Origin of the sequence: Kitasatospora sp. NPDC001539, assembly GCF_040298565.1 — a bacterium.
Taxonomy (GTDB): Bacteria; Actinomycetota; Actinomycetes; order Streptomycetales; family Streptomycetaceae; genus Kitasatospora.
Genome location: NZ_JBEPAK010000159.1, coordinates 1 through 16,210 on the forward strand (window position 1 = coordinate 1; position 16,210 = coordinate 16,210).

General features: G+C 74.9%; 13 protein-coding genes and 1 pseudogene. 3 read left to right on the forward strand and 11 right to left on the reverse strand.

Annotated features, from left to right (window positions below):
* Window positions 1–492: 492 nt before the first annotated feature.
* Entirely contained in the window at window positions 493–1,146 is a 654-nt protein-coding gene (locus tag ABT247_RS22710) for a phosphatase PAP2 family protein (RefSeq protein ID WP_350744940.1), read from the forward strand.
* On the opposite strand, the gene ABT247_RS22715 is transcribed toward ABT247_RS22710, so the two are convergent.
* Window positions 1,119–1,451, reverse strand: a complete 333-nt coding sequence (locus tag ABT247_RS22715; RefSeq protein ID WP_350744942.1) for a DUF2218 domain-containing protein — start codon at window positions 1,449–1,451, stop codon at window positions 1,119–1,121. The genes ABT247_RS22710 and ABT247_RS22715 overlap by 28 nt on opposite strands.
* Window positions 1,452–1,629: 178 nt before the next feature.
* Between ABT247_RS22715 and ABT247_RS22720 the strand changes: the two genes are divergently transcribed.
* On the forward strand, window positions 1,630–2,217 hold the full coding sequence (locus tag ABT247_RS22720) for a MarR family winged helix-turn-helix transcriptional regulator (protein WP_350744944.1): 588 nt from the start codon (window positions 1,630–1,632) through the stop codon (window positions 2,215–2,217).
* On the opposite strand, the gene ABT247_RS22725 is transcribed toward ABT247_RS22720, so the two are convergent.
* The gene (locus tag ABT247_RS22725) at window positions 2,108–3,049 is read right to left on the reverse strand and encodes an EamA family transporter (protein ID WP_350744964.1); all 942 of its coding nucleotides are present in this window, start codon (window positions 3,047–3,049) and stop codon (window positions 2,108–2,110) included. The two genes, ABT247_RS22720 and ABT247_RS22725, sit on opposite strands and share 110 nt — an antisense overlap.
* Window positions 3,050–3,151: 102 nt before the next feature.
* On the opposite strand from ABT247_RS22725, the gene ABT247_RS22730 reads away from it, so the two are divergent.
* A complete protein-coding gene (locus tag ABT247_RS22730) occupies window positions 3,152–4,057 on the forward strand; it encodes a LysR family transcriptional regulator (RefSeq protein ID WP_350744946.1) in 906 nt (301 codons plus the stop codon).
* Window positions 4,058–4,184: 127 nt separating this feature from the next.
* Here ABT247_RS22730 and ABT247_RS22735 read toward each other — a convergent pair whose 3' ends face one another.
* The 9 genes and pseudogenes from ABT247_RS22735 to ABT247_RS22775 form a co-directional block, all read right to left on the reverse strand.
* A complete protein-coding gene (locus tag ABT247_RS22735; RefSeq protein WP_350744948.1) occupies window positions 4,185–4,949 on the reverse strand; it encodes a ZIP family metal transporter in 765 nt (254 codons plus the stop codon).
* A 375-nt stretch (window positions 4,950–5,324) separates the two neighbouring features.
* Window positions 5,325–7,019: a restriction endonuclease gene (locus ABT247_RS22740; protein WP_350744950.1), complete on the reverse strand. Its 1,695-nt coding sequence runs from the start codon at window positions 7,017–7,019 to the stop codon at window positions 5,325–5,327.
* A gap of 115 nt (window positions 7,020–7,134) precedes the next feature.
* Window positions 7,135–8,985 (reverse strand): hypothetical protein, encoded by a 1,851-nt coding sequence (locus ABT247_RS22745; protein ID WP_350744952.1) that lies wholly within the window; start codon window positions 8,983–8,985, stop codon window positions 7,135–7,137.
* Window positions 8,986–9,308: 323 nt separating this feature from the next.
* The gene (locus tag ABT247_RS22750; RefSeq protein ID WP_350744954.1) at window positions 9,309–9,965 is read right to left on the reverse strand and encodes a YigZ family protein; all 657 of its coding nucleotides are present in this window, start codon (window positions 9,963–9,965) and stop codon (window positions 9,309–9,311) included.
* 159 nt (window positions 9,966–10,124) lie between these two features.
* Window positions 10,125–10,310 (reverse strand): annotated as a pseudogene (locus tag ABT247_RS22755) (DUF6986 family protein); the annotation flags it as partial.
* A 321-nt stretch (window positions 10,311–10,631) separates the two neighbouring features.
* Window positions 10,632–11,921, reverse strand: coding sequence for a DUF6986 family protein (locus ABT247_RS22760; protein ID WP_350744956.1), 1,290 nt, complete (start codon window positions 11,919–11,921; stop codon window positions 10,632–10,634).
* A gap of 106 nt (window positions 11,922–12,027) precedes the next feature.
* Window positions 12,028–13,659 carry a DUF2637 domain-containing protein gene (locus ABT247_RS22765; RefSeq protein WP_350744958.1) on the reverse strand — a complete coding sequence of 544 codons (1,632 nt, stop codon included), beginning with the start codon at window positions 13,657–13,659 and terminating at the stop codon, window positions 12,028–12,030.
* Window positions 13,660–13,859: 200 nt separating this feature from the next.
* A complete protein-coding gene (locus ABT247_RS22770; protein WP_350744960.1) occupies window positions 13,860–14,525 on the reverse strand; it encodes a response regulator transcription factor in 666 nt (221 codons plus the stop codon).
* Window positions 14,477–15,886, reverse strand: a complete 1,410-nt coding sequence (locus ABT247_RS22775; protein WP_350744962.1) for a sensor histidine kinase — start codon at window positions 15,884–15,886, stop codon at window positions 14,477–14,479. The genes ABT247_RS22770 and ABT247_RS22775 overlap by 49 nt, the downstream gene beginning before the upstream one ends.
* Window positions 15,887–16,210 lie beyond the last annotated feature (324 nt).

Here is a 16,210-nt window from a genome sequence, read left to right on the forward strand (position 1 = left end):
GGAGACCTCTGGTCTCCACGGGCCGTTCGGTTGGGTGGGAGCCGTTCGGTTCGGTGGGGCCGTTCCGCCGGCGCCCGCGGCTGGTTCGGACCGGGAGCCGGTGAGAGCAGCCGACGGGGTGCCCGGCGAGGCGGCCGGCATGATCAACGGGAGGGCCCGGAGGTTGTCCGGGGCAGGGTGAAGATGATGTGCGGAATCGCTGAAGGCGCTCGGCTCGGAAAGGCTGTTGACGTAGTGTCATCGCAGATGGACAGCGAGCCCCAGCCATTGGCGGAGCCGCCCGCGGAGCCACCCCGAGGGGCGGGTCCGCGCGGGCGCCGCGAGGACAACCAGGCCGCCCCGCGAGGGTCGGTGCACACCGAAGGCCGATCGACCGACCGTCCGACCCACACCCCCCGGGGCGCACGGAACGGCGATCCTCAGAGCCGCCCCGGAGCTCTCCCCCCTGCTCCGGGGCGGCTGTCCGCTGTCCTGGGCGGGGCGGCGCGGTCGGTGGCAGTGCCGGTGTCGGCGGCGGTCGTGCTGGTCCTGGTCTCCTGGCAGGTGGCGGCGGACGGGCCGCTGCTCGGGCTGGACCGCGCGGTCCGCCGGGCGGTGCGGGCGGCCCACCCGGACTCCGTGCTCGATCCGCTCGGCCGACTGCTGTCGGACCTGGGCAGCGCCGTGCCCGCCGTGCCGGTGCTGCTGGCGGCCGGCGTGCTGGCCGCCTGGTGGTGGCGCCGGGCGGGGGCGGCGCGCTGGTGGCTGCCGCTGCCGGTGGCCGGGCTGACCTCGGTGCTGATCCCGCTGCTGGTGGTCCCGGCGAAGGCGGCGTTCGCCAGGCCCGGCCCGCTCGGGGATCCGCTGACGCCGGAGCAGTGGGGCTGGTACCCGTCGGGGCACACCGCGACGGCGACGTTCTCGTACGGGGTGGCCGCGCTGCTGCTGGCCCGGGCGGCGGGGCCGCGGACGGCGCGGGGGCTGGCGGCGGGTGCGGCGCTGCTGGCGCTGGGGGTGGGTGCGGGGCTGGTGTGGAGCGACTTCCACTGGCTGCTGGACGTGGTGGCAGGCTGGTGCCTGGCGGTCCTGGTGCTGTGGGCGCTCGACCGGTGGCTGCCCCGGCCGGGCGCCCGAAGGCCTCAGGCCTCGGACTCCTCGTTGCGGTGAACGAGACCGGCCTCGCCGTTGTCGCGGTGCCACTCGACGACGAGCTCGTCGCGGGTGCCGAAGCGGACGAGGTGGCGGCCGACCACGTCCTCGAGGCCGGGCAGGTTCTCGCGCTCGCCCTCGACGGTCAGCAGCAGCGCGTCCGGGGCGGCCTCCAGCGTGGCGGTGCCTGCGCCGAACACCAGGGTCCCGCGGCCGGTCTCCTCGGAGAAGGTGGCCTCGATCTTGCGGCCCATGTGGGCGGCGAGCTGCTTGGCGTAGCGGCCGGGACGGTCGGTGACGACGCGCGCGGTGGAAACGGGCATGGGCCCTCCAGGGTCGGGGAGGGACTTAGGGTCCCCTCACTCCCCATCACGCTACCGCAGATACTGAGCTAAGCTCAACATATTTCCCCGACTGCGCCTACGGCTCCCTCCACCGCCCGCCGCAGGCCCCCGACCGGCCCCGATACGCTGGCCCGGACGCCAGCCGAGGAGACCGCCGATGACCACCACGCCGACCGACGATCCGGCGGACCGCCCCTCCGGACCGGGCCCCGGTCCGAGCTCCTCCGGTCCCGGCTCCTCCGGTCCCGCATCCGCCTCCCCCGGCAGCGCGGCCGAGCTGGCGGACGCGATGACCAGGGCGATCAAGCGGATCCGCCGTCAGACCGGCTGGCGCCTGGAGCCCTACGGCATCACCCCCGGCCAGGCCCGGGCGCTGCGCACCCTCGCCCACGCGCCCGGCTGCGAAACGCCGGACCACGCCATGCGGCTGAGCGACCTCGCCGACAAGCTGCACATCGCCCCCCGCTCGGCCACCACCGTGGTCGACGCCCTCGAGGAGGCCGGCCTGGTCGAGCGCAGCCCCGATCCGGCCGACCGACGGGCCGTGCGGCTGCTGCTGACCGAGGCCGGGCGCGCGGCGGTGGAACGGATCGGGCAGGTCCGGGACGAGGTGGCGCAGGAGTACTTCGGCGAGGTCAGCCCCGAGGACGAGGAGGTGCTGCTGCGAGTGCTGCGCTCCGCCGAGGCCCGTTTCCTCGCAGCCGGGCCGCCACGGCGCTCGGCAGGCCACGGCGCAGCCCGGTGATCCCCACCCCGGCGATCACCAGCAGGGCGGCCACCCCGGAAGACGGGCTGATCCGCTCGCCGAGCAGCAGCCAGGCCGAGGACATCCCGAACACCGGGACCAGCAGCGAGTAGGGCGCGACAGCGGTGGCGTCGTAGCTGCGCAGCAGGTGGCTCCAGGCGACGAAGCCGAACAGGGTCGACACCAGCCCGACGTAGCCGATCGCGCCGAGCCCGCCGAGGGTGATCCCGCGCAGCGCCCGCAGGTCCGCGGCCGGGCCCTCGACCAGCAGGGACAGGCCCAGCAGCGGCAGCGGCGGGACGGCGCTGACCCACACCATCCAGCGCAGCGCGTCCGGCGGCGCGGCCTTGCGGGTCAGCACGTTGGACAGCCCCCAGGCGACGGCGGCCAGCACCACCAGGGCGAAGGCGCCGAGCGGGCCGTCGAGACCCTGCTCCAGGGCGCTCAGACCGATGCCGGCGAAGGCGATCGTCAGACCGATCAGCCGCTGCCCGCCGGGACGTTCACCGAGCAGGGCGGCGGCGAACAGGGCGGTGAAGCCGGCCTGCCCCTGGAGGACCAGCGAGGAGAGGCCGGCCGGCATCCCGGCGTGCATGCCGAGGAAGAGCAGCCCGAACTTGACCACCCCCAGGACGAGGCCGACCGCCAGCACCCAGCGCCAGGCGACCTTGGGCGGCCCGACGAGGAAGACCGCGGGCACCGCGACGACGGCGAACCGCAGGGCACCGAAGAGCAGCGGCGGGAAGCTGTCCAGGCCGACGTCGATGAGGACGAAGTTGAGGCCCCACACGGCGGCGACCAGGACGGCCAGGGCGATGTGACGGGGGTGCATGCCGCTCGGGGCGGCGGGTGTCGCGGTCATGGGTCGAGCATGGCGGCGTGGATCGTGTAGCACCAGCGACGAAAACTGAAGGCCACACTTTAGGATCGCTGCATGATGGATCTCGGACGCCTCCGGGCGCTGCACGCGGTGGCGGTGCACGGTTCGGTCGGTCGGGCCGCGGCGGCCCTCGGGTTCACGCCCTCGGCGGTCTCCCAGCAGATCGCCAAGCTGGAGCGGGAGACCCGGACGGTGCTGCTGGAGCGTCAGGGCCGGGGCGTGGTGCTGACCGACGCGGCGCGCGAGCTGGCCACCACCGCCCAGGCCGTGCTGGGGCTGGTGGAGCAGGCCGAGGTGCGGCTGGAGGAGCAGCGCGGCCAGGCGGTCGGGCGGCTGCTGGTGGCGGCCTTCCCGTCCGGCGCGCGCGGGCTGATGCCCGCCGTGCTGGCCGGGCTGCGGCGGCGCTGCCCGGAGCTGGACGTACGGCTGCTGGAGTGCGACCCGTACCCGGCGGCGGAACTGGTGGCCCGGGGCGAGGTGGACCTGGCGCTGGTGCAGGACTGGCCGAGCGTCCCGCTGCCGGTGCAGGAGGGCCTCGCCCGGCTGGACCTCGGCACCGACCCGGTGGACCTGCTGGTGCCGGACGGGGACGAGCTGGCGGCGCTGGACGCGGTGCCGGTGGAGCGGCTCTGCGGGCGGCGCTGGATCAGTGTGCCGCCGGGCAACATCTGCCACGACTGGCTGGTGCGGACCCTGCGGGAGGCCGGCGAGGAGCCGGACGTGCGCTACCAGGTCGGCGAGTTCGAGACGCAGATCGCGCTGGTGGCGGCGGGCCTGGGGATGGGCCTGGTGCCCCGGCTCGGCCGGGGGCCGCTGCCGGCCGGGGTGGTGGCCCGGCCGGTGGCCTCCCAGCCGAGCCGGCGGGTGTTCGCGCTCTGGCGGGCCCAGGCCTCCCGGCGGCCGGCGATCACCGAGGCGCTGGCCGCGATGCGGGAGTGCTGGAGTCGGCTCGCCGGGTAGGGGAGGCCGGTCGGCCGACCGGTCCGGCTGGGGAGCAGGGGCGGAGCTGGGGCCGGGGTAGGGCTCGGGCCGGGGTGGGGCTCGGGCCGGGGTGACTGCGGGGCTGCGGCCGGGGTGGGGCCGGCTGTCAGTTGGCGAAGCCGATGATCAGCCACATGAAGCCGACCCCGGCCACGGTGCACAGCAGGGTGCTGCGCGAGGGGTGCGGGCTGTGCGCCTCCGGGAGGATGTCGGAGGTCGCCAGGTACAGCAGGAAGCCGGAGAAGAAGCCCAGGTAGAGGCCGAGCAGGTGCTCCGGGATGGTGAAGGCCAGCGTGATCGCGGCGCCGGAGACCGGAGCGAGCGCGTCGGCGGCGAGCAGGGTCAGCGCCCGGCGCCGGTTGTTCCCGTACAGCCGCGTGATCGTGTACGTGTTGAAGCCGTCGGCGAAGTCGTGGGCGACCACGGCGATGGCCACCACCGTGCCGACCGTGGTGCCGGCCTGGAAGGCGGCGCCGATCGCGAAGCCGTCCATCACGCTGTGGCCGACCAGGGCCAGTGCGGCGGTCAGTCCGATGCCCTGGGCCCCGGCGTGGTGGGTGTGGCCGTGGTGGTGGCCGTGGGTGTGCTCCGCGTACTCGCCCTCGTGGCCGCGGTGGATGGCGACCGCGCGCTCGACCACGTGGATGGTGAGGAAGCCGACCGCGAACATCAGCAGCGCCTGCGGCACGCCGTGCACCTCGCCGGGTGCCTGGTGGAGGGCCTCCGGCAGCAGGTCGAAGGCGACCACGCCGAGCATCAGGCCGGCTGCGAAGCCGAGCACGAGATGGCGGCGGTCGCCGGTCCGCTGGGCGACGAAACCGCCGATCAACGTCATCAGGAACGCCCCGGCGGCGACCAGGACGGCGGTCATCGGGCTGCCTCCCGCGCCGGCCCGGCCGGATGGCCGGTACCGCCGTGTGGTCTGCCGAGCGCTGTGCCCATTCCTCTCCCCCTGGGATCCGCCCGTGGCCGGGCCGACCGCCGACCGTACCGGACGGCCGTTCGACGGTGATCGCCCGGGGGGTGCCTGGGCCGACGGGGTTCGGTCCTCAGCCTCGGCCCGGGGCCGGTGGGTCGCCCGCCGGGTGGGCCGTCGGAGTGAACGCCGTGGCAGGAGCGACCCCGCCCGACCGGCTCGGGGGCGGGCCGGGCAGGGCAGCAGGCCGGGGTCCGGGTCCAGGTCCGGATCCGGGTCCAGGTCTGGATCTGGGTACGGGTCCGGGCTTGGGTCCGGGGCGGCGGTTCGTCAGAGGCCTGCGGCGAGGGGCAGCCCGAGGTGGGTACGGGCGAGTTCGCGAACGCCGTCACCGTCGATCAGGTGGATGTGCCGGTGGCTCTCCTCGGCGGTGAGGTCCAGGGCCTCGTCGGTGAAGCGGCCGGTGGTGAGCCGCAGGCCGCGTTCGGCGGACTCCTCGGCGACGGCCTCGGCGAGAGTCATGATCTGCTCCGCACCGACCGGCGTGGCACCCCTCGACGCCCAGACCACCCAGCGGCCGGGCAACGCGCTGCCCGGGGACCCCTCGCCGGTGGCGACCAGCCCGTCCGGGCCGCGCAGCCGGACGCTCCACTCGGCCAGCCCTCCCCTGGTGAGCAGGTCGCGCACCAGCTGGGCGAACTCGTTGGCGGACAGGTCGGGCGCGGCCGGGACGGCGGCCCCGGCCTGGGCGGCTGGCTGGACGACGGCCCGGGCGTACGGGTCCGGGGTGACGGCGGCGCCCAGCTGGCGCAGCCGGACCAGGGCCTCGTCCTGCTCGGCGTCGGCGTAGACGCCCTCGCTATCGCGCTCCTCGTACGGGGCCTCCGGCGGCAGCAGCCGGGTGCGGGCCAGGGCGTCGCGGTCGGCGTCCACGCTGAGCAGGCAGAGCGGCTCGGCCGCACCGGAATCGCGCAACCAGCCGTTCAGCACGACACCGGCGAGTATCTCGTCGGTGTCGACGGCGTCGGCGGCCTGCAGGGCGCGCAGCGCGAGCCGGGCGACCAGCCGTAGGTAGTCGGTGGCCCGGTCGGCAGGCGGACGCGGCACGGGCAGGATGTCGCCGTCGGGGGCGAGCCGGTAGCCGGTGAGGGAGGGCACCAGGTCGAGCGGGGGCAGGTCGAGGTCCAGCACGGCGGTGCGGGTGAGCGGGCGGAACACCGCCCGGCAGGGGGCGGCGAGGTCCTGGGTGGCCGTCTCGGCGGCGGCCAGGGCCCGTTCCAGGAGCGACTCCACCGCGGCGGGCTCGGCGAGCCGGTATGCGCGCCGGCACTCCTCCAGGCTCTCGTTGTACTCGCGCACGGCGCGGGCGCGGGCCTCCTCGGCCTCCTCGTGGGCGCGCCGGGACTCGTCGGCCGCCGGACGGTCGGCCTCGGCCCGGCGGGTGCGCCACTCGCGCAGGGCTCGCTGGTGGGCCAGCCGGGCCTGGGCCAGTTCGCGCTGGTACCCGGAGTCGAGCAGGCGGCGGGACGGCCCGGCCTCCGGGTCGGCGGCGGGCGGTTCGGCGGGTGCGAAGTCCGCCCAGCGGGGTTCGGGCTCGTCGGTCGTGGCCGCGTCGTCGCCCGGGTAGGGGCGGGGTTCGTAGTGGCGCAGTTGGCTCTCGAAGTCCATGGCGGAGACGGGCAGCGCGGCCCGCCGCAGCAGGTCGGTCAGCCGGTCGTGCTCGGCCTGGACGGTGAGGGTGCGGTGGTGGGCCAGGGCGGCGGCCCGGGCATGGGCGGCGATGCCGTCCCCGGGGTCGCTGGCGCCGGGGTCCGTGCTGCCGGGGCCGGTGGTGCCGCCGGCGGGCGGGCCGTCACCCGCCGCCCCCTGCCCGGGGCGGTCGGGTGCGGCCCGGCCGTCGACGGCATCGTCCGAGTCCGGGTCCTGGTCGGCGCCGAGGTCGCGGAACACCGAGGCGAGGAAGCCCGGTTGGGGGAACGGGACGGTGTCGGCGCCGTCGGACCGGCCGTCTGCTGAGTACTGCATCGGTCGTCGTTCCCCCATGCTCGTCCGGCGCCTGCCCGGGCGGCCGGCCGGCCCGCGACCCCCGCCCCCTGCCGGACATTGTCCACCGAACGGACGCGGCGGTCAGCCGAGCCGGTCAGTTGGTCCGGGTGTTGGTCAGGTGCAGGCCGATGTAACCGACGTAGATCCGGCCACTTCCGGAGCAGTCGTCCAGGTAGTGCAGCCGGGGCGCGGTGCGGCCGCCGCCGATCCGCAGGTGCGCGCCCATGAACGCGCGCCGGGTGGCGTCCACGCATTCCGGGACCGGCAGCATCCGTTCCCGCTTCCACTTGGTGTGGCTGAAGACCGTCCGGGACTCCCCGCGCACCGCCTTGCGGGGCGGGAAGCGGTGACAGCCGTCCGGGGTGTGCTCGCACCACTGCTTGAAGTCCCCGCCCGCCGCCCCGCGCACGGCCGCCTCGGCGTACTCCTGCAGGGCCGTCAGGCCGTCCCAGGCGAGTCGGGCCCAGCCGGCGCCTGCGCACTGGAACCCGTCCAGCGCCAGCGCCGCCTTCTGGTCTCCGGTGAAGGTCAGCAGCGGGAACTCGCCGAGCCGGGCCATCAGTTCGGTGAAGGTCTCGGGCTTGCCGACCCGGCCGGAGGGCTGAGCGGCCCGCCGGCCGACGAGAGAGGGACCGCCGAGCGAGGGACCGCCGTGGGACGGGCCGGAGAGCGACGGGCCGGAGAGCGACGAGCCGGTGCCCGGGCTGCTGCAGTGACGGCCGGTCAGGCCGCGCCCGACGGTCCTCAGGCGCCCCTGCTGGCCCTCGTGGCCCTCCCTGGCCTGGGCGCGGTCGCGGCGCTCCAGTCGCAGGGTGCGGCGGACCCGCTCCAGTTCGTCGGCCCTGGCCTGCTGTTCGGCGCGGTCCTGCTGCTCCTCGCGGGCGAGCGCGGCCAGCTCGGCGGCCCCCTCGACGGCCGGAGCGAGGGCCTGGTCAACGCCCGCTGCGACCGGCCGGTCGGCGGACCGGCGGAGCTGGGGCGGGGGGACGCGCAGGACCGGAACGGCCGCGAGCGGGGGTGGAAGCGGCTGGTCGGCGGCGAGGCGGCGCGGCTCGCGGGCGAGCAGGCCGGCGGCGCGGCGCAGATCCTGCTCTATTCGGCCCCGGGCGAGTACCGGATGTCGGGCGCCGTCCTGCCGGGAGGCCGGGTCGACCTCGGGCAGGTAGGTGCGCACCGCCCCGCCGTACACGGTGTGGTACTCCAGCGCGACGTTGAAGCCGGTGCGGGCACCCGGATCCAGCACGTAGGCGGTGGCGAGGCCGGGCAGCTGCCGGCAGAGCGGGCGGACCACGTCCTCGACCCAGCGCTCGAGCGGGAGGTTCACCGGGACGCTGGCGACCACGGTGGGCAGTCGGCGTTCCGGGTCGCAGAGTTCGTCGATCAGGGCGTCGACCCCGTCGGCCGTGATCACCCGGGGTGCCGGGTGCACGGCGGCCGGGCCGTCGGTGGCGTCGAGCAACGGGAGGAGGGTCCGGGCGAGTTCGGGCACCGGCACCCGGCACGGGGTCCGCACACCGCTGCCGGTGCTGTGGGCCTCGGCCTCCAGCCGGAACCAGGTGCGGCCGTCGGCGCCCGTGGCCACGGTGACGGTGAGCTGCCCGGTGCCGTGGGGGGCCGGGGTGCGCAGCCGGCGGCGGTCGTAGCGGCCGGCACCGGAGGGGCCGCGCAGCGGGCCGTGGTCCCGGTCCAGCAGGACGCGGTCGCCCAGGCGGAGCCGTTCGGCGGCGAGGGGGGTTCCCGGTTCGGCCGGCCAGGCGGCCCGACGGGCCGGTGGGGGCTCCTCACAGCCCTCCTGCTTGAGCCAGGAGGCGAGTTGCTCATCGGCCAGGGCGACGGCCTCGGCGTGCGGGAGGGCGGTGGTGACGGTCATCCGGTAGGGCGTCGCGGGGCCCCGGGGGCCGGGTAGGTCGGCACCGGCGGGCGACGGCGAGCGGTCTGAGGTCATGCGCATACCTCCGTGGTGCGGGGTGGGGTCTGGTGTCCTCCATCGATGGTTTTCGTCCGGTTCGGCCGGATCCTTGCCCAGGAAACGCCACGGCCCGGAGCGGAAGTTCCAACTCCGGGCCACGACACTACGTTCGGGTGAATCTGCTCAAGCGGCCTTCCGCGTGGCGCGACCGCTCGGCTACGGGAAGCGACCCTGGCCGGAGGTTCCGGACGGCTGTCCGGGCAGTTGCCCGGCGGCTCCGCGGGCGGTCGTCCGACCGTTCTCCGCGCTGCTCCCCAGGCGGCTCTCCGGGCTGATCTCCCGGCTGATCTCCCGGCAGCTCAGACCGGCACTTCGACGTAGCTGCGACCGACCGGGACCGCCACCGAGGCGCCGCCGGTGGCCTCGGCCAGCCAGGTGTGGAACGCGGCGACCTCCGGTTCCGGCACGCCCACCTCGATCCGCACCCCGTCGGCCTGGTAGGAGAGGTCGTTCACCGCGTACCCGGCGGCCCGCAGGTCGTTCTCCACCCGACCCGCACGCACGTGGTCCGCCGTGACCGCCAGCAGCGCGACCGGCCGCCGCTCCAGCAGGCCGATGCCGTCGACCGCCTCCGACACCGCGCTCCCGTACGCCCGCACCAGACCGCCGGCGCCGAGCTTGATCCCGCCGAAGTAGCGGGTCACCACGGCGACGGTGTCGGTCAGGCCACGGCGGCGCAGCACCTCCAGCATCGGGACCCCGGCCGTGCCGCCGGGCTCGCCGTCGTCGCTGGAGCGTTCGCGGCGCTGCTCGTCGCCGACCACGAAGGCCGTGCAGTTGTGCCGGGCGTCCCAGTACTGCTTGCGGATTCCGGCGATGAAGGCCTGCGCCTCCTCCTCGTCGGCGACCCGGGCGAGGTGGCAGATGAACCGGGACTTCTTGATCTCGATCTCGTGGCTGCCGGCCCGCCGGATGGTGAGGTACGGCCTGCTGGTCGGTTCCGGCGTTGCGGACATGGCGCGGTACTTCTCCCGGAAACGACGACGGCTGGCGGCGCGCACCCCGGTGTCCCGGAGCGGCACCGCCAGCCTAGGCCCTGCCCGGACGGCCGGAACGCCGGCGGCGGACCGTCAACGGCCGGACCCTCAGTGACCGGACCGTCAACGGCCGGAGCGTCAGCGGCCGGCGAGGGCGTCCAGCTGGGCGCGGTCGAGCCCGGTCAGCGCCGTGACCTCGGCCGGGTCGACGGCACCGCAGTCCAGCCCGCGCAGCAGGTAGCCGCTGAGCGCCCGGGCGGTGGCCGGCTCGTCCATCACGTCACCGCCCGCCTTGGCGACGTACGCGGCCAACCGGGCGGCGGCGTACTGCTTGCGGATTCCGGCGATGAAGGCCTGCGCCTCCTCCTCGTCGGCGACCCGGGCGAGGTGGCAGATGAACCGGGACTTCTTGATCTCGATCTCGTGGCTGCCGGCCCGCCGGATGGTGAGGTACGGCCTGCTGGTCGGTTCCGGCGTGGCGGACATGGCGCGGTACTTCTCCCGGAAACGGCGACGGCTGGCGGCGCGCACCCCGGTGTCCCGGAGCGGCACCGCCAGCCTAGGCCCTGCCCGGACGGCCGGAACGCCGGCGGCGGACCGTCAACGGCCGGACCCTCAGTGGCCGGACCGTCAACGGCCGGAGCGTCAGCGGCCGGCGAGGGCGTCCAGCTGGGCGCGGTCGAGCCCGGTCAGCGCCGTGACCTCGGCCGGGTCGACGGCACCGCAGTCCAGCCCGCGCAGCAGGTACCCGCTGAGCGCCCGGGCGGTGGCCGGCTCGTCCATCACGTCACCGCCCGCCTTGGCGACGTACGCGGCCAACCGGGCGGCGGCGGCCGCCAGGCCCTCGCGGTAGAAGGAGTACACCGCGACGTACCGGGTCGGCAGGTGCGCCGGGTGCATGTCCCAGCCCTGGTAGTAGGCGCGGGCCAGCGAGCGGCGGACCAGGTCGTGGTGGAGCTTCCACGCGGCGTGCACCTGCTCGGTGGAGCCGGTGGGGATCACGTTGGTCGAGCCGTCGGAGAGCCGGACGCCGGTCCCGGCCGCGGCGACCTGCATGACGGCCTTCGCGTGGTCGGCGACCGGGTGGTCCATGCTCTGGTAGGCCGCGCTCACCCCGCAGGAGGCGCTGTAGTCGAAGGTGCCGTAGTGCAGGCCGGTGGCGCGGCCCTCGGCCGCCTCGATCATCAGGGCGACGGTGGCGCGTCCGTCCGGTCCCAGGATGGCCTGGGTGGTCTCGATCTGGATCTCGAACCCGATCCGCCCGGCCGGCAGCCCGGCGCGGCGCTCGAAGTCCTCCAGCAGCCGGACCAGGGCGGTGACCTGCTCGGCGTAGGTCACCTTGGGCAGGGTCAGCACCAGGCCGTCCGGCAAACCGCCGTTCGCCACCAGGGTGGCGAGGAAGAGTTCCAGGGTGCGGATGCCACGGGCGCGGACGGGCGCCTCCATGCACTTGATCCGGATGCCGATGTACGGCGGGGCGCTGCCGTCGGCGACCGCGGCGGCGACCAGCTCGGCGGCGCGGAGCGCGGCCGCGTCCTCCTCGGCGTCCGGGCGCGGGCCGTAGCCGTCCTCGAAGTCGATCCGCAGGTCCTCGATCGGCTCGCGCAGCAGCTTGGCGCGGACCCGGGCGTGCACGTCGGCGAGCAGCTCGCCGTCGGCGACGCCGAGGGCTCGGGCCAGCTCGGCGGGGGTGGCGGCGTGGGTGTCGAAGGCCTCGAGCGCCTGGCGGCCCCAGTCCCGCACGGTCTCGGCGCCGAAGGCGTCGGCCGGGACGTAGACGGTGTGCACCGGCTGCCGGCTCCCGGAGTCGCCCGGGTAGCGGCGCGCCAGGTCGGCGTCCACCGGGGCGAGCAGCGCCTCCACGGCGGCGCGGGCGGTGGCGGAGAAGGACGCCCCGCCCGTCGGCCCGGTTCCGTCGACCTCGACCTGCGACATCCGCACTCCTCCGCGCCGAACCAGCTCTTCAACAGTTTGTTGAGGCGAAGGTAGCTGCGGCGGGGTCGGGCGTCAATGGCCGACCGAGCGGTGGACGCGGGGTGGGTCAGTCCCTCCCGGCGGCGGCGTAGCGGTCGCGCAGCTGCGGGTAGAGCTCGGCGACCTCCTTGGGGTGGACCGAGCCGTCCGGCCCCTTGCCGGTGAGGCCGTACTCGGCCGTCAGCCAGGCGGCGAGGCGCTGGGGGTCGGGCTGGTGGCCGTGGTTGTCGATGTACGAGACCAGGGCGTCGTAGGCGATGTCCTGGTCGAGCGGAACGAGCCCGTGGCGGTCCTCGGGCAGCTCGGCCAGGCCGGGCTCCTCCGCCGCGACGGGCTGGCCGGGCTGCCCGGCCTGCCCGGCCTGCCCGGCCTGCGTCGGCCGCTCGGCCTGGCCGTGCTGGGCGGCCGGAGCCGGCTGCGGTCCCGCCGGGTCGGGCTGCGCGGCGACCGGGCCCTGGGCCTGCGCCCGGGGCGCCGGAGCCGGGGCGGCCGAGGAGGCCGGGGCGGGTGCCTCGGTCGAACGCGGCGGCTTGAACCACGGCGAGGCCTGGCCGGGCACCCGTCCACCGGTGGCCGGGTCGACGGAGTGCCCGGTGGTGCGGATCGGACGTGCCGTCCAGACGTTCAGCTCCTCGCCCCGGGGCTGCGGAGCCGGCTCCGTCGCCTCCGCGGGCTCCTGGGCGACGCGCAGCCGGACGGCGTGCAGCTTCGCCAGCATCGGCGCGGCGACCTCGGGCGACAGCGGCGCGGCGGCTGGGGCCGCGGCTGCCGGCCCTGCGGTGCCAGCCGGGGCTGCGCCGGCCGGGACCTCGACGGAGGGCTGCGCCTGGGCCTGGGACGGGACGTGAGCCGGCTCCGGGCGAGGCTGCTGCGGGTGCGGAACCGGCTGCTGGGCCGCGCCCGCCGCGCCGGCCGCGGCCACCGGGGCGATGGCCGCGGCGCTGCGGCTCTGCTGGAGCTGCAGTTCGAGCGCCTTGGCCTCGTTCTCCGCCGTGAGTTCCTTGGCCTCGCGCTCGCGGGCCTCCTCATCCAGCCGGTCGAGCAGCGACGGGTCCAGCGGCACGCCGAACTTGGCGAGCTTGAGCGGCAGCAACGCCTGGATGGGCGCCGAGCGGCGCCAGCCGCGGCCGTAGCGGAAGCGCAGCTGCGCGCGGTAGACCAGGCGGTTCTGTTCGAGCCGGATGACCTCGTCGTAGGAGCGGAGCTCCCAGAGCTTCATCCGCCGCCAGAGCCGGAAGGTCGGCACCGGCGAGAGCAGCCAGCGCATCACCCGGACCGACTCCATGTGACGGTCCGCGGTGATCGCCGCGATCCGGCCGACCGCGTGCCGGGAGGCCTCGACCACGACCACGAACAGCACCGGGATGACGGCGTGCATCCCCATGCCGAGCGGGTCGCCCCAGGAGGCCGCCGCGTTGAAGGCGATGGTGGCGACGGTCAGCAGCCACGCCGTCTGACGCAGCATCGGGAAGGGGATCCGCAGCCAGGTCAGCACCAGATCGAGGGCGAGGAGCACGACGATGCCCGCGTCGACGCCGATCGGGAAGGCGTAGGAGAAGGCACCGAAACCTTTCTCCACGGCCAGCTCGCGCACCGCGTTGTACGAGCCCGCGAAGCCGATGCCCGAGATGATGCAGGCACCGGCCGCGACCAGGCCGAGCAGGCCGCGATGGGCCTTGGTGAGCGTTGGGCGTGCCATTACGTCTATCAACCCCTGGATCTCGGCTGCTGCCGTACGCGCCTCGGCTGCCGGTTCCCGCCAGTCAGGCCGCCGGACGGCTGAGCACCCTCCGGGCTCGGCCCATCGGAGTTTACTCGTACGCGTGTTTCAGCGTTTCCGCAGCCTGGAGGGCAACGCCCCGGCAGGCGGGAACAGCGCCCCCGGGGCCGTTCGGCCCGTCAGCGGTTCTGCACCGCCGTGCCGTTGAGGTAGGCCAGCACCGCCATCACCCGCCGGTTGGCGTCCTCGTCCGGAGCGAGCCCCAGCTTGCTGAAGATGTTGGCGATGTGCTTGGCCACGGCGCCGTCGCTGACCGAGAGGCGGGCGGCGATCGCCGAGTTCGAACAGCCCTCGGCCATCAGCTCCAGCACCTCGCGCTCGCGCGGGGACAGCCCGAGCAACGGGCCGGGGCGACGGGACGTGGTCTGCATCAGCTTGGCGATCACGTCCGGGTCCATCGCCGTCCCGCCCGCGGCCACCCGGCGGACCGCGTCGATGAACTGCCCGGCGTTGAACACCCGGTCCTTCAGCAGGTAGCCGACGCCGCCCGTGCCGTCGGCCAGCAACTCCCGCGCGTACAGCTGCTGGACGTGCTGGGACAGCACCAGCACCGGCAGCCCCCGGATCTCCCGGCGCGCCTTGAGCGCGGCCTGCAGCCCCTCGTCGGTGAGCGTGGGCGGCAGCCGGACGTCGACAACGGCGACGTCCGGGCGGTGGGTCAGCAGCGCCTCCAGCAGTTCGGGGCCGGTCTCCACGGCGGCCGCGATGGTGAACCCATGCGCTTCCAGGAGGCGGATCAGGCCTTCGCGAAGGAGGTAGAGGTCCTCGGCGAGGACAACTCGCACGGCAGCTCCAAGGTGATGGTGGTGGGACCGCCCGACGTGCTGTCGATGGCGAGGACACCGTCGAAGGTACCCAATCGGCGCTCGATCCCGCGCAGGCCCGTACCGCGCGACGGATCGGCCACGCCGACGCCGTCGTCGGTCACCGTCACCCGCAGCAGGCCGGCCCGGTACAGGATGTCCACCCACACCTGCTCCGCCCCCGAGTGCTTGGCCGCATTGGCCAGCAACTCGCTGATGCTGAAGTACGCGGCGGCCTCCACCGGGGCCGGCAGCCGGTCCGGCAGGCTCACGCACACCTCCGTCGGCAGCGCGCTGTCCAGTGCCAACGCCCGGACGGCGTCCCCCAGTCCGCGCTCCGCCAACACCGGCGGGTGGATGCCGCGAACCAGGTCGCGCAGTTCCTGCAGCGCCCGCGCCGAGGACTGCCGAGCCTCGGCGAGCAGTTCCCTCGCGGCCGCCTGGTCGGTGTCCATGAGGTGCTCGATGGTGCCCAGCGTCATCCCGATCGCGACCAGCCTCGCCTGCGCACCGTCGTGCAGATCGCGCTCGATCCGCCGCAACTCGGCCGCCTGGCTGCCCACCGCGTCCGCCCTGGTCTCGGTCAACTCCGCCACCCGCCGGGTCAGCTGGGCGTGCGTCGCCCGGCCGTCCTGGTCCAGCACCCGGCGCGCCACCTCCGCGTAGCCGCGCACCGCGAGCGGGGCCAGGAGCACCCCCGCGAGGACCGTCCCGATCCCCACCGCGAACCTCAGGAGGACCGGCCTCACGTACGGACTCAGCGGGCCGACGCCGACCGCGAGGTCCGGCCCCGACAACGTGCAGGCCGCCCCGAGCACCAGCAGGACGGCCACCGGACCGGCCAGGGCGGCGACCAGGAAGGGGTTCACCACCAGCCAGGCCAGCTCGGCGCGAGTGGTGCGGTCCCGCAGGCCCCAGTGGACCAGTTGCACGTACTTCGCGACCAGCCGGGAGCGGTGGTACGAGTACCCCGTCCACCAGTGCCCGCGGTCGTCCAACTCCAGCTCCGGCCGCGGTCCGTACGCCACCGGCAGGCGGATGCCGTACCAGCGGTCCAGGAACCCGCGCGTGCGGTTCGCGGTCCTGCGGACGAGGGTGGCCGCCACCAAGGAGCCGGCCACCACGGCAGCGGCGAGGGCGATCATGGATCCTGGGGCGTAGTACCAGAGGAACCGTTGCGTCACCACTCCGGCGAAGACGGCCGCCACGACCGGCAGGGTGAACCCCACGGCCGCGGCCAGCGCCACCTGGGCGAGCCGGACCAGCCCCTGACCACCGGCTTCGAAGGCCGCCCGGGTCTGCGCACGCACGGACGTGCCGCTGGTAGTGGTCACTGTGGTCACGCGAGCTCCTGATTCCGGTACCGATCGTCCTCCCTCAGTGTTCACGAAAGACCGGCGTCGGGCAGTGGCCGTGGCACCCCGATTCCGAGGTGGACCTAGGTCCACCTGTCGATGGCCGGAGCAATACCCGGCCGGCGATCGGACGGATAAAAAACGTTGAGAAGTCCGGGAAGGCTGGGAAGGCCGAGAAGGCGAGAGACGGCAAGAGCGGCAGAGAGAGCACAAAAACGCGAAGAACCCCCGATCCTGGTGGATCGGGGGTTCTTCAGAAGAATTGTTCGGCGGCGTCCTACTCTCCCACAGGGTCCCCCCTGCAGTACCATC

Excerpts from the sequence above, each read along its gene's own strand:
- ABT247_RS22715 (WP_350744942.1), bottom strand. The coding sequence starts at position 1,451 with ATGCCCGTTTCCACCGCGCGCGTCGTCACCGACCGTCCCGGCCGCTAC.
- ABT247_RS22740 (WP_350744950.1), bottom strand. The coding sequence starts at position 7,019 with ATGCAGTACTCAGCAGACGGCCGGTCCGACGGCGCCGACACCGTCCCG.
- ABT247_RS22760 (WP_350744956.1), bottom strand. The coding sequence starts at position 11,921 with ATGTCGCAGGTCGAGGTCGACGGAACCGGGCCGACGGGCGGGGCGTCC.
- ABT247_RS22750 (WP_350744954.1), bottom strand. The coding sequence starts at position 9,965 with ATGTCCGCAACGCCGGAACCGACCAGCAGGCCGTACCTCACCATCCGG.
- ABT247_RS22720 (WP_350744944.1), top strand. The coding sequence starts at position 1,630 with ATGACCACCACGCCGACCGACGATCCGGCGGACCGCCCCTCCGGACCG.
- ABT247_RS22725 (WP_350744964.1), bottom strand. The coding sequence starts at position 3,049 with ATGCACCCCCGTCACATCGCCCTGGCCGTCCTGGTCGCCGCCGTGTGG.
- ABT247_RS22730 (WP_350744946.1), top strand. The coding sequence starts at position 3,152 with ATGATGGATCTCGGACGCCTCCGGGCGCTGCACGCGGTGGCGGTGCAC.
- ABT247_RS22765 (WP_350744958.1), bottom strand. The coding sequence starts at position 13,659 with ATGGCACGCCCAACGCTCACCAAGGCCCATCGCGGCCTGCTCGGCCTG.
- ABT247_RS22735 (WP_350744948.1), bottom strand. The coding sequence starts at position 4,949 with ATGACCGCCGTCCTGGTCGCCGCCGGGGCGTTCCTGATGACGTTGATC.
- ABT247_RS22745 (WP_350744952.1), bottom strand. The coding sequence starts at position 8,985 with ATGACCTCAGACCGCTCGCCGTCGCCCGCCGGTGCCGACCTACCCGGC.